Origin of the sequence: Candidatus Proelusimicrobium excrementi (assembly GCF_937881865.1) — a bacterium.
Taxonomy (GTDB): Bacteria; Elusimicrobiota; Elusimicrobia; order Elusimicrobiales; family Elusimicrobiaceae; genus Proelusimicrobium; species Proelusimicrobium excrementi.
Map to the genome: position 1 here is coordinate 14,190 of NZ_CALGEO010000013.1, position 13,387 is coordinate 27,576.

The 13,387-nt window shown below is 45.9% G+C and carries 6 protein-coding genes, 1 tRNA gene, 1 other RNA gene and 1 pseudogene; all 9 read right to left on the reverse strand.

The genetic code is table 11. The features are described from left to right. Positions 1-25: 25 nt before the first annotated feature. Complete coding sequence (locus tag ACQY26_RS01060) at positions 26-2,587, reverse strand: O-antigen ligase family protein (RefSeq protein WP_428047237.1); 2,562 nt, start codon at positions 2,585-2,587, stop codon at positions 26-28. Beyond that, a complete protein-coding gene (locus ACQY26_RS01065; protein WP_428047238.1) occupies positions 2,584-4,776 on the reverse strand; it encodes an O-antigen ligase family protein in 2,193 nt (730 codons plus the stop codon). Before ACQY26_RS01065 ends, ACQY26_RS01060 begins: the two co-directional genes overlap by 4 nt. A gap of 18 nt (positions 4,777-4,794) precedes the next feature. Further along, a tRNA-Thr gene (locus tag ACQY26_RS01070) sits at positions 4,795-4,867 on the reverse strand. A 153-nt stretch (positions 4,868-5,020) separates the two neighbouring features. Further along, on the reverse strand, positions 5,021-5,437 hold the full coding sequence (locus tag ACQY26_RS01075; RefSeq protein WP_428047239.1) for an FKBP-type peptidyl-prolyl cis-trans isomerase: 417 nt from the start codon (positions 5,435-5,437) through the stop codon (positions 5,021-5,023). A gap of 157 nt (positions 5,438-5,594) precedes the next feature. After that, a complete protein-coding gene (locus ACQY26_RS01080) occupies positions 5,595-6,848 on the reverse strand; it encodes a hypothetical protein (protein WP_428047240.1) in 1,254 nt (417 codons plus the stop codon). A gap of 93 nt (positions 6,849-6,941) precedes the next feature. Continuing rightward, a complete protein-coding gene (locus tag ACQY26_RS01085) occupies positions 6,942-11,687 on the reverse strand; it encodes a PAS domain S-box protein (protein ID WP_428047241.1) in 4,746 nt (1,581 codons plus the stop codon). Positions 11,688-11,879: 192 nt separating this feature from the next. Beyond that, positions 11,880-12,137 (reverse strand): hypothetical protein, encoded by a 258-nt coding sequence (locus ACQY26_RS01090; protein WP_428047242.1) that lies wholly within the window; start codon positions 12,135-12,137, stop codon positions 11,880-11,882. Positions 12,138-12,788: 651 nt separating this feature from the next. After that, positions 12,789-13,114, reverse strand: an RNA gene (gene rnpB, locus ACQY26_RS01095) — RNase P RNA component class A. Positions 13,115-13,121: 7 nt separating this feature from the next. Beyond that, positions 13,122-13,387, reverse strand: a pseudogene (locus tag ACQY26_RS01100) (hypothetical protein); the annotation flags it as partial.

Sequence of the window (13,387 nt, forward strand, 5' to 3'; positions counted from 1 at the left end):
TTTAGAGGTCTTTGTAAAGCTTTTTTTACAAATTTTCCATATTTTTAAGCCTCGTTAAGGCCTGTTCGTCATGTTTATCGTAGGATAAGATAAATTGCAAAGGCTCTTTGGCTTTCTCAGCCTCGCCGGCGTTAAGCCGGGCCGACGAAAGCGCAAATCCCAAAGGCTTAAAATATTTAAAATCGGAGTAATAAGGTTCAAGCAGAAGAGCGGCTTTTGCGTATTCGCCCTTATTAAAGCAGATTTCCGCAAGCAAAAGAGCGGCGGAAGGGCTTTCCGGGTAAGCGGCTTGCAGAGCGGATATTTCCTTTTCCAAAGCGGGGCCGGTTTTAAACTTTTTCACTTTGGCCCTGGACGCTTTAAAGACTTCGGCTTTTTTAAGCAGTTCCTCGCCGACGTATCCTTTATCCCGGCAGAGTTTGGCAAGTTCGTAAAAATCCGGGTTGAAAAGGTCTTCTTCCAAAACTTGCCCGGCCAAGGCGCAGGCTTCCGCGTAAGCGCCGGCGGAAAAAGCCGAAAGCCCGTAAGCCAGTTTAAGTTCTTGTTCATGCGGAAAAATTTTTAAAAGTTCTTTGGCAAAAGCGGCGTTTTCCGCCGTCCTGACAGAGGGCAGAACCGCGGCGAATTTGGCCCAAGCCTGAACCGCGGCCAAATTTTCAGGATACAAAAGCAAAGCTTTTTTAAGATATTCCGCGGCGGCGGAATTTTCCCCCAAACCGCTTTTTATCCCGGCGGCTCTCAAATAAAACTCGTAATAACCAGGATATTTCTTTATTCCGCGTTCGGCGTAGGACATGGCTTCGTCATATTCGGCGGTTTGTATCAAGGCGTTAACAACGCCGAAAGCGGCTTCCGCGCGCACGGCCGGGTTTCTGTCGGCTTTTTTAAGCCGTTCCGCGGCCAAAGCATAGTCGCCTTTGGCAAAGGCTTTGTAGCCTTCAAGAGCGGAAACCTCCGCCCCGAAATACGATATCTGCCAAGACGCGGCCACAAAAGCGCAGAAAAACGCCGCGCCGCAAATTAAATAAACCGCGGCAGTCTTGATTTTCTTAACTTCGGCCCGGCAGGAAATATTATTCAACAATCCAAAAACAAACCAAAACGCAAAAGCCGGTATAACAGCCCTGAAAGTTATATTAAGCGTATTATCCGCGCAAAAAGCGGCAAGCCCGGCCAAAAGGCATAAATAAATAAGGCGAGAATCAGGGTTCTTCTCGGCGCGCAAGGCCTTTATCGCCTCAAGAGCCCCGAAAGCCAATAAAAGTACAAAAGCCGCCAATCCCAAAAGACCGCTTTCGGCCAAAACCTGAATGAATTGATTGTGCGCTTCGTTGGCCTGCGTTTTAATACCGCCCAAAACGGGATTGCGGAAAATAAGCCCGCCCTGGCAAAGGCCGTAGTTCATTTGGAAAGAAGTCAGCCCTTTGCCGATAAAAGGCGATTCTTTAAACATCTTAAGCCCGCAGGCCCACATCATAAGCCTTTGATGATAAGCCGGATTTATTTTGTCCGCGCCGGCGTCCAAAGTGAAAGCGGAAGCCTCGTTAAGCGCGGAGAGTTCTTCAATCCTTTCGGCCGCGGCGGAAGAATAGGTTTTATCATCTTTTTGCATTCCCGAAGGCCATAAAAAGAAAACCAAAAGGCAAAAAACGACCGCAAAAACGGCTTTGCCTTTGGCCTTCATAAGCAAAGTTCTGACATCCTTAAACAAAAGCAAAATGAATCCGCCCGCCGCCGCGCCAAGCCAGGAAGAGCGCGTCATACTTATGGCCAAATAGGCGCAAAAGACAAAAAGCGTCAGCAGGAAAGTGAACTGTTCCCCGCCGGTGCGCGCTTTTATAAAACGTAAAAAAGCCAAAGGCAGGAAAACCAGCAAATAAGAAGAAAGGAAATTGGGATTGCCGAAGGTGGAAATCGCGCGCGCGCCGAATTCGTAATTTATATTGATTTTCCATATCATTTCCAGCCCGGCGTTTTGAAGTATCCCGTAAAAACAGCAAATCACGCATACGGCCAAAAATATATCTAAAACGGCAAAAAGCGTAACGTCTTTAAGGCGTTTCATGCAGATATAGGCGGCCCAAGCCCACATTAAAGCGGCGTAAACCCAAAAGAAAACCCCTCCAAACACATTAAACAAGAACCAGCAGAAAGACCACAGCGCAAAATTAAAATAAAAATCCGGGCGGAATTTTTCCCACCCGCCGGCGTTGACGGCCTTTGCCAAGAACCAAGCACCTACAAAGGAAAAAACAAAGACATCCCCCTTTTGGGAAAATTCCCCTATCAAAGCCAAGAAATTGCCGCCGCGCGCCAAATTAAAGAAAAGAGAAAACAAACTCACAGCCGCAAAGGCCAGCATAAAAACGTCGGTCTTGGAAAATTTTAAAACAAGTTCCCCCGTCAACAAAACTTTAAGCGCGCGGCAAAGCAAAAACGCGCACATCAGCAAAGCAAGCAGCAAATCCTGAGCGATATAAGGGTTCTTAGTCAGGTCCGTAAAAAATATCAGCGGCGTCATAAAAACACAGCCGGCCAAAATAAGTTTTTCCGCCGAAGGCAGAAACTTTAATAATTTTTCTTTCATAATCCCCCCGCAGCTTTTATGCCCCGCAAATGATTTTGGGCTTTGGGGTCGTTTCTGTGTTTGGCGATATAAAGCGGATTGGAAACTTCCTCCGGCCCTTGGATATACAAATTAACCCAATTGGCCGCAAGGCGGTAATCGTTATGTTCCAAAGCGATATTCGCAAGGCGGTAATAGGCATTGTCGTAAACGGGATCCAGCAAAAGAGATTTTTTTAGGGAAGCCTCCGCCAAATTATAATATTCCTGAGCTTCTTTCATATTTCCGCGGCGCGCCGACGCTTTGGCCATATCGTGATATAAAGCCCCCAAATTGTAATGTATCATCGTATCGTTAGGAATAAGCGCAAGAGATTTTTTATAGGCTTTCAAAGCGCGGTCATAATCGTTAAAAAAGCCTTCGGGTTCGTCGCCTTCATAAGGGCGGTTCTTCTTGGCTAAATCGGCCCGGTTCTGAAAAACTATTCCGCTGAACTGGTATAAACTCGGCGAAAAAGGATTTAACTTCAAAGCCTTGTAATAGTATGAGGGCGCGGCGGGATTATTGCGCCCGGCCAACCCCGCCCCGGCGGCGGCGTAAAAATCAGAACGGAAAGGCTGAAAGCTTAAATAAATAAAAACGGCGGCAAGGGCCAAAATCAGAAGGCTTGCCGTCCGCCGGCAAAGCCAAGCCCTGCGCAGAAAAGCCCAAGCCGAGTACCCTGCTGAAATTAAAAAGAAAAACCAATAAAAATAAAAGTACAGGGCTTTGTCTTTAAGAGCAGGGGAAGACATCTCGTAAAATTCCCGCGATAAAACGCAAATTATAAATAAAACAAAAGCCGCAAAGAGGATATACAAAAACTTAAAGAGCTTTCCGCGCGCGGGTTCTTGAACTTCCTGAGGTTTTGAAGTTTCAATAGGGCCGAAGTTTAAAACAAACAGCATAGCGTTAAACACCGTCAGGAAATACGCCGTGGAAACGAAATATGCGCTTACATCCACAAGATTATGCAGATATATCACGGCGGGCGCGGTAAAACAAGTAAGCAACAAAAGCGCGTCTTTGCGGTTCTGCGGAGAAGAACACAACTTTTTAAGCCGGCCAAAAAAGCCGAGCGTCTGCCATATCAGCAAAAGCAAAAACAGCCCCAAACCGGCAATGCCGAGTTCGCAGGTTTGTTCGATAAAATAATTTTCCGCATGCTGAGTTTCCCCGTTGTGCAGACCTTCCATATAAAATATTTCCGGTCTTTTATAAGCCGTATAAATATAACGGAAAGAACCTTTGCCAGTACCGAACGCGGGCGAGACCTCAATCATTTCCGCCGCGGAACGCCATGTGGACAGGCGGAAATTTACCGATTGCATACGCTTTGCCGTAAACACGCCGGCCGCCAAAACGGCAAACAAAAGCACCGCGGAAATAATCAAATTGTATTTAAGACGGTGATATTTGTACTTTTCCGAAAAGAAATTAAAATAAATAAAACCGAACAGAGCCAAGCCCGCCGCCAAGGCCAGCCATGCGCCTTTGCTGAGCGTAAAAGCGATATTAAGAATAAGCAAAATCATCAAGACGGCCAAACTTTTTGAGGGCTTTGCCAAAAAGGAACCTAAAGCCGCAAAAAAAGAAAAAAGGCAGAAATCCGCCAGAAAATTGGGGTTAGCTATCGTGGAAAATATCCTTTCATGGAAAAAGTCCGTCCATTTAAAAACGTCAATTCCGGGCAGAAGGTATTTATCCAAAATTTGAACCGCGCCGTAAACGGCGACAATCCAAGCCGCGGCCAAAAGGTACTTGATAAATTCCGCCGTGCGGCGATTGTTAAAGCTGAATATTACCGTTACAAACAAGGCCGAATAGGCCAAAAAGCGTATAAGGGACCCCAGCCTGGCCAAAATATAAGGATGAAAGAAAAAAGAGATAACCGTATACAGGAAGTAAAGCGCAAAAGGGAAAAGCAAAGCCAAGCTGCGGGAGGAAAAAACTTTAACGCGCCGCTCAAAAATATCGCTCAGCCAAAAAGCGAAAGCGCCTGATACTGCTGCGTAAAAAACGGTTATTTTGACTTGCGCGCTGTCTTGATTAAACAGGAATAAAGCAGATGAGAGAAGTACCCCCGCCAAGCCAAGCCAGCGCGTTATAAGATCGCCGCAAACGCTTTCCCGTTCTGCTTCTGCTTTTAAAAGCGGTTTCTTCTTGGCCATAAGCAAGACAAAAAAATAAGCCGAGAATGGGATTCGAACCCACGACCTACCGCTTACGAAGCGGTTGCTCTACCAGCTGAGCTATCTCGGCGATATAATAGATTTTATCAATTTTAAAATATTATTTCCAGTAAATTTATCCGAAAATTAAATTTCAGGCGGAAATTCACTAAAAAAACGCTAAGTTATCCCTAAATACACAGGCCGCAAACGCAAAGGAATGCGGCCCTCAAGTACAAAAGATTTATTTTACCGAAATTATTTCAACCTCAAAATGCAAATCTTTGCCGGCCAAAGGATGATTGAAATCCAATTCGACTTCTTCGGGGGTAATTGCGCTTATAACCGCTCTGAAGCTGTGTTCGCCGTTGCTCGCGCCGACGACATCGCCGACTTTTATATTTTCAATATTTTGTATCGCGCTTCTGGGAACTTTCCTCTTGGCGTCGGGGTTGACTTCCCCGTAAGCTTCCTTGGCGGGGACGTCTACGGATTTTTTATCGCCCGGTTTAAGGCCGAGCAAAGCCTTTTCCAGCCCCGCGATTATATGCCCCGCGCCCTGCACGTATTCAAGCGGGCCTCTGCCCTTGGAAGTATCGGCCGTTTTTCCGTCAACAGTCAGCGTATAGTCAATGGCCACTTTAGAACCTTCTTTTATCATATTCTCTCCTTACGGGCCCAAGCCCCTTAATATAAAATCATTCTACAAAATTTTATTCGTTTTACTCAGTTATTTATAAGCCGCAGCGCTTTGGGCTTACGTATAAAAAAGCCCTCCTTAAGGAGGGCTTTAAAAACCGGCGAAATCCAGTACCAAATCAGAAGTCCACCGTCAGGAAATTAATCCCGCAGTAGGCGTCCGAGTTATTATCCACATCTACGTTTTGTCCGGCGCAGGCCACTTCCCTTGTTTGGCTGAAAGTAGCATGTGCCGGCCTAGCGGTATAGTCAGAGCCTTGGGGACAGGTGTAAATGGTGTACAAAGCCCTTGTATAAGAATCTTTGCACTCAAGGCCCGAGCCCATTTCCCAGCCGCTGGCTTCGCAGTTGGACCCGAAGGCGGTTTCATCAAGATAAAAACATTCTCTGGGGGAGACTTGACAGCCGCCGTTATACTTGCTACAAAGCGATATACAGTTGTCCATATCCGTTGGAGAGCATTGCACCAAATCGTCTATGTTATTGTTGCGGAAAACCTCCTCGCCGGAAGCGAAGTCTTCCATAACGCATTGTATCGCGCCGGTATCTGCGACATTATTTTCATAAACGCATTTTCTGTAATAAGAAGTAAAACCGGAAATATAAGGTTTATTAAGAACATTTTCGAGATTATAACTTACCTGGCGTTTATCTACACAGTTTTTGCTTCTTGGCTCATCGTCCGGGCAGATGTAGGCCCCTATTTCATCTCTTTCCTCGCCGCAGGTATCCGCGGGGCAGGAACCGCCGGTGCAGGTAACCCATGCGCCGTAATAGTGGCCCTTATTGCTTCCGCCGCACTGCCTTGAAGGCGGTGCCGCAAAAACGTTTTGGCCGAAAGTCATACCTCTTACCTGAGGAAAAGTAAACTCAGAAGCGCCGTTCCTTACAGAAAACGAAGCCGTATAAAGTTTTTCTATAACCGCAGCAGACGGAAGGCGCAGCGGGCCCGTAACCAAAGTGCCGGCGTATAAGACCGGGATTTCTATCGTGGTAAAGTTCATATCAAAGAAAGTATTTTGCTGCACGGTGGCGCTGCTGTACCTGGATACTATTACGTTACCATAGGTTTGATTGGGCGCATCAAAGAACAAATCCCGTTTTACGTTAATATTTCCGCCGAAAGAAATCGAACCTGCTTCAAGGTAAGTTTCCTGTATCGGTTTATAGACCGAGGAAGCAAACCCGGCGGGAGTAGAACCGTCCACGCTGTTTGCACCTATAATGAGATCGTAGACGGTTGCGTCGCCGAATACGGAAAAAGTGCTGAACATACCGTAAGGGCTGGAAAGCGCCGTGGAAATTTCGTACTCGGCGGCTTTTGCGCAAACGGCAAAAACAAAACACGACAAAACAAGAAGAAATTTTTTCATAAACAATCCCTCTGAAATAATAAAGCCCGTTTTTAATTATTTAAAAGATTTACCCTTTTAAATATGATACACGGCTCAAAGAAGCGTGTCAAGCTATAAATGGTAAAGCGGCCCCTGTAAGAACGGCCTTAAAGAGGCTATATTATTAACGCTCTCGCTGGCCAAAAGGAACCCTTTTACCAAACCTTTGCCGTCTTTGATCTCAACCACGTGCCACATAAGGCTGATTTTGCTTCCGTCCGCGATGTTGATGTCAAACAAAAAGTCAAACGCTCCGCCTTTGGAGGTCTTATATGCGCTCTTGAAATCGCCCTCCGCTTTTAAACTGTCATAAGCGAATTTGACGAAAACGTTTTGGTCTTCGGCCTCAACCATGTCATAAATGCCGCATATGCTGCGCATGACCCCGTTAAGGTTTTTAACTCTGAAGTTCTCGTCTATTATAGCCGCAGGTACATCCAAGCTGGAGGCCAGCCTGCGCAGCGCGCCGAGGCTGTTATCCACCGCTTTTTTGTTTTGGCGGATTTCAAGCGCCATACTCATAAGCCCGCCGACAAAACCGATAAAGCTCTTGTCTTCGTCGGTAATCGGCATGGTGTTCTTTTTGACGCTGACGAATGCGATCGCGCCTTCCACTTTGCCGGCTATGTAAAGCGGCGCGGCTATTACGGAAGATATTTCCCTCTTGACGTGCAGGCATCTGTAACAGTTCAGTATAGACGTATCCCTTACCGCCACGATTTTACCTTCTTTTATCGGTGCGAAGCATTCTTCAAGCGGGGTTTCCAAGTCTTTGTTTATCTCGTAAGGATTTTCCGTAGCGTAGTTGATAAGTATTTTATCCCTGTTGCGCCCGCTTAAGTGCATTATAAGCCCTATTTCCGCGCCGAAAATCTGTTTGCCGTATTCAAGGATGTCTTTCATGTTTTCGACAAAGCTGTTTTGCTTTCTGGAAGAGAAATCATAAAGATGATGGATTTTGTTTTCAAGCCCTTTGCGCCTGTCAACGTTTTCCACCAGCATTACGACGCTTTCCTCCCCTTCAAGGCGGGATATTGAAGCTTCGTAAAATTTGGTTTCCCCTCCGCTCTGCATGGAGAAGCTCGTCTGCACCGGTACACCGCCGCCGTAAGCCTGTTTGATGTTTTCCAGCAGCAAAGAACCTTCTTCTTTAGTCAAAAACTCCTGTATATTGTGCCCGAGCCAATCGGAAGGAAACACCGCGATATCATACCCGGCCTCGGCCGTTTGGTATTCCTGTATGACGCCTTTGGAATCCAATTTAATGTAGAGGCCCGGCAAAATGTTTTTAACGCCTTTAAGCTCTTTGGATTTATAATCAAGCTCGCTGGCAAGCATTCGTTCCTTGCTGGCGTCGCGTATCATTATAACGGCCTTTTCCGCCGAAGCGGCCTTAAAACCGCTTATGCGCACTATAGAAGCCTTCGCTTTGCCGCTGACGTTAATCATGGCTTCAAAGCATACCGTTTTATCGTCTTTAAGAAGTTCCGCCTTTGAAGCCAAATAAGCTTTTACTTTCTTTTCTTCTTTTCTTTCTTTATCAAGAAGCAAATCCGCCAGGCTGAGCTTTAAAAGCTGTTCCATGCCGTAGCCCGTAAAAACGCAGGCGGCGTCGTTGACTTTGGTGAAAGAGGAAAAATCTCCGTCTTTAACGTCGCATTCAAGCAAAGCCGAGTCGGAAACTTGTACAAGCGCATGCGCGTATTGGCTCCTTTCGTCAAGAACGTCCAAAAGTTGTTTTTTGGCGCTTACGTTCCTAAATGAGATAAGGAAATTATTGTCCTTGGCCAAAACGGCGTTGGCTTCCACTTCCACGCCGGAAGCCGCGCCCTTGCTGACTTTATAATCCCGGCTTTTTACCGCGCCGTGATTGTAAAGTTCGGCTATATCAAGTTCTATCGCGGCCTCGTCATGCGGCGTAAAAAGGGAACTTAAAGGTTTGGAATACAAATTGCCAAACGAAGTGCCGAAAAGCTGTTCGGCCCTGTTATTGCATTTTAAAATCAACCCTTCTTTGGAGCAGAGCAAAACGGCGTCCTGATAAGTAAGCACGTCTTCCGACATTGCCTTCCCGTCTTCAGGGCCGATTTCTTTGCCGTTTTTCTCCAGCGAAAGCTGCAAAACGTAGTCGCAAACGTTTTTGCCGCCGGGCAAAGCTCTTTCGTTGACCGGCGTCATAGTAACTTTTAACGGCATTACGCCGCTTTTGTTAATGCCGGAAACAGTCTTTTTAATGCGGTCGAAGTTTATTTCGCCTTCAAACACGCAAGGCTCCATGGCGGCCATGGCGCGGCGCGCTTTCAAAGGCAGGCCCGGCTTGATAAAAATACTGCCGTAAAGAGGTTTATCCTCATGAGTAAAACCAAGTATGTCGCGCGCGGCGCGGTTCATCTCGTAAATATAACCGTTGTGCTGCAAAATTATAAAAGGAATATTAGAACCTTCAAAAACGCTGCGGAATCTGTCGTCTTTGGTTTTTGCCGTCTTTTCCATACTGCGTTCTTTGGTTATGTTTCTTAAGAACATAATCACTATCTTTTTGCCTAAATATTTGGATATCGCGCCGGATACTTCAAACTCAAAAACTTCGTCTTTGTTTTTGTTGTCAAGTTTTATAAAAGCGTAATCTTTGGCGGCGGTGCCGGCGGCGATTTTATCGTAAAACTCACCGGCGGCGTCTTTGCTTGCGGCAGAGGCCAAATCGGCAAAAGTTTTGCCTTCCAGCTCGCGCTCATCGTATCCCAAAGAAGTAAGCAAAGTTTTGTTCGCGAAGGAAATTTTGCCCTGCTCTATAATCAAAATGCCTTCTTTGCAGTTTTCCACCAGCATGGAATATTTGCTGCGGGATTCGTAAACCTGCCTTTCCATTTTGCTTTTGGCCGTAATATCTTCGGAAACGCCCAAAAGGCAGTTCGGCGTGCCGTCGGCAAAGAACAGCGGCGTTTTTACCGTATGCATTATTTTTATTTCGCCTTCCTGAGCGGAAATAAGTTCCTGCGGGATATCAAGTTCGCGTTTGGCGTCAAAAACTTTTTGGTCCTGCATGCGGATAAATTCTTCCTGCTCGGGATTGATTTTATCGTTATGCGTGGTTTTGCCTATGACTTCTTCCGCTTTTTTGCCGAAGACTTCCTCGCACTTTTTATTCCAAAGTATATATTCCCCGGTATATTTCTTTGCGTACAAAGCCACAGGCAGATTATTGACGATTTCCTGAAGGAAGTTTTTATAATGGACGACTTCCCTTTCCCGCTCATAAGCGGAGCTGATGTCTTCCCCTATGGTAACCACCATAAAAGGTTTGCCGGCTTTATCGTATATAGGTGATTTTACGGCGCGGATTACTCTTTTCTTGCCGTCGGAGCCGATATATTCTTCTTCCGGGATGTTTACGCCTTTGCCGGTTTTCAAAACGTTTAAATCACGTTTCTTGTAGAAATTCTTTTTTTCTTCGCTTTCTTTTTCCGAAGGTTCGCCCGAAGAACCGTAAACTTCCAAAGTTTTTTTGTTGCGGAAGATGATATCGCCGTTGATGTCGCGTGCGTAAATGGCCACCGGGGTTTCATTAAAAATAGTCTGTAAAATATTATAAGTTTTGCTGCCTTCTTTTTCCTGCAGATATTTTTCCGTAATATCCTGCGCTATTGTCAGCACTCTTGAGGGAGAAAACGCCGTTTCCGGCATCGGCACTTTTATTAAATCAAGCACCACTTTATTGCCTTTCTTGGTTGTATAATGCTCCGCCGGATATAAAACGACTTTCCCGTCTTTTATTATTTCCTTTTCCCGCGCGGTGTAGCTCTTTGTTTGTTCCTTGCTCTCGTGCGCGAAACCGCGCTCAAAATCGCTTTCCAAATCGTCTTCAAAAATTTCCGTGGTTTTTTTGTTCCAAAAAGACACCTTCCCGTCCGTATCGCGCGTATAAAAAGCCAAAGGCGCGTAATCCAAAATATTTCGCAGGAGATTTGCCGTTAAAGTATTTTTTTCTTCCTTGTTTTTGCGGTCGGTAACGTCTTCCATAACGCTGAGCATCATCGCGGCGCCGCTGCCGTCGGATAAAGGCACCTTGCTGGTACGGAAAAACCTCATAATGCCGGCTTTGTCTTTAAAGCAGAATTCTTCTCCGTCAGCGGGAGGAAGCCCGGTTTTGAATATTTGTTTGTCGCGGGCGGCGTCTTCCTTATAAATCTGTTTAGGCAGCTGGGAGGCGGAGTCCCCAAAACCGCAGTTGGAACCCAGCAAAGCGCGGGCCGCGTCATTTGCCGTAAGGATATTGCCTTTTTCATCACGCACGAAAGCCGCAAACGGCAAAGCGGAAAATAAAGCTTCCATGTAATTTTTTGAGCGTAAAACTTCCGCTTCCACATTTTTAAGATTATAGGCTTTATCATCGACTTCGCTGATATTTACGGCGGCGTATTTTTCTTCTTTTCCCGCGCCAAGATAAGACATATCCAATTTAACCTTAAAAGCTTTCCCGTTAAAAGCTATACCGCAGGAAAACACCGCGCTGTCCTCAAAAGAAAACACGTCATCGGCCTTCTTGGAAAAAAGCGTATAATCCGCTTTGCTCGTCATATCCTGAACGCCGTGAGGCAAAACCGCCGTGCCCAACAAATCGATAAAAGCGTTGTTGGCGTATACGATTTTTGCGTTCTGCGTTATAACGGCATAGGGCTGATTCAGTTTGGAAAATACTTGTACGGCCTCTTTCAACACCACGTCCGCGATATTGACGGCGTTTTGTTTTTTATTGTCGTTCGAAATAATATTTTTGACAGCTTTCAAAAAATTGTTTTCTTTCTCATTTTTAGCCATAAAGAAGCCTCCGCGCGGCGTCTTTGCATAACGCCTTTAATGATACAATATTAAAAATTTAAATTTTATACAAGAAGATATGTTAATCAGGACAGTTCCTTTTACAGGCAAATTACAGGCAAAACCCCGGTCCGTCTTTGCGAACCGGGGCGGTTAGTTGAGAGGCGGAATTTATCCGGCCTCAGTTGATATCTAATCCCGCCATTCGCAGGAGGGTTCAAATTCAAAAGGATAATCGGCAAAGGCCCCCTCCCCCGTAGGTCTTGAGGGTTCAAAAGAAAAAGAGTTGTCGGAATAACAATACAAATTTCTCCCGCCGACGGCCCAATTGGACTGCATAACAGCCATATGTGTATAATCTCTGTCAATATGGTAGGTTCGACCGTTAGGTATGGCTATAACATCGCTTTCAATATAACTCCCGTTTAATATTTCTGTATATAGAATCAAAATTAATTTTTAATTTTACAAAAACATATTTAAGTTTGCATGCGCTGGTATCGGCTGCTTTCCAGCGGCAATCGCAAGTCATCTTGATATTTCCGGTCCATTCATTACCGGATTCGGGCTCTTCCATAAAATCGGAATCTTTACAGGGAATTTCTTTGGTTTCTCCGTAAGAACACTCACAAGATGGGCAGCTTCCGCCCCAGTCGCTCCATTGTCTGTTTAAGCAGCAGGTCCTTTCTGATATCCCGCAAGAACCGCTTGGCTTATACTGCACCTGCCGCGCCGCTTTTTGAGTGTATTTATATTTTTTTCGCTCCGGCTGTGTATAACAGCCGTTCACGAAAAGAACTATAAATACTCTTTTAAAAATCAGAGCGGCGCAAGGTGCAGTATAAGGCTTTGCTTAACCTAAGCTTGATAGCAGAAGGGATTTAACTAGCCCGAGTTAAAACTATGCGAGAGTGCAAGCAGCGTGAGCTTTAAGATTTAGAGAAAGTTTTAATTTTCTTCCGCGCGCGGTGTACTAAGTATGATGCCGCCGAAGGCGGCGCAGTACCCAAGCAAGGAAAAAATTAAAAATTGTCTAAATATTAAAGCTTGCTAGCAGAAGGGATTTAACTTAGCCCGGCCAAATAAAAAACGCCGCTTAACGCGGCGCGCTGAACTATACCCCGGATTCTGTCCGCCAAAGGCGTGCAGACCATTTATCTGTGCGGCCTACTCTGCCTTAACATACGGGCCGTATATCGGCATATTTGGCCTTGCTCCGAGCGGGGTTTACCTTGCCGCAGGCGTTGCCGTCTGCGCGGTAAGCTCTTGCCTTACCATTTCACCCTTACCCTTACGGGCGGTATTCTTTCTGTTGCACTTTCCGTCGAACGGGGATATCGCCCCGCCCTCCCGCGCTTTCGCGCGGCGCTCTGCCCTGGGAGTCCGGAAGTTCCTCCGCATTAAGCGGCGGCCTGCCGTCCAGCTTTATATATTTTATAAATTATTTAGATCGAAAAGTTCAAGTTGCTTAGGTTCTTTGGCGGTTTTCTTCACGCTTGAAGCATTTATACTTGGGGCTTTTTTCGCACCGGCCTCTGCCTGCGCGGCCAAGTGATTATAAATCGGTTTTGAAGGCGCGGCCGGCTTTTTTAAAGCTTTATCCATAGTTTGATTGCAGATAAGGTCCGCCTCTTTGTTTTGCTCGCGCGGAACGTGCTTTATATTGATTTTTTTAAAACCGGCGGCGAGATTTCTTATTT

Bases quoted from the DNA above. Each gene is read 5' to 3' on its own strand.
- ACQY26_RS01060 (WP_428047237.1), bottom strand. From the start codon at position 2,587: ATGAAAGAAAAATTATTAAAGTTTCTGCCTTCGGCGGAAAAACTTATT.
- ACQY26_RS01065 (WP_428047238.1), bottom strand. From the start codon at position 4,776: ATGGCCAAGAAGAAACCGCTTTTAAAAGCAGAAGCAGAACGGGAAAGC.
- ACQY26_RS01075 (WP_428047239.1), bottom strand. From the start codon at position 5,437: ATGATAAAAGAAGGTTCTAAAGTGGCCATTGACTATACGCTGACTGTT.
- ACQY26_RS01080 (WP_428047240.1), bottom strand. From the start codon at position 6,848: ATGAAAAAATTTCTTCTTGTTTTGTCGTGTTTTGTTTTTGCCGTTTGC.
- ACQY26_RS01085 (WP_428047241.1), bottom strand. From the start codon at position 11,687: ATGGCTAAAAATGAGAAAGAAAACAATTTTTTGAAAGCTGTCAAAAAT.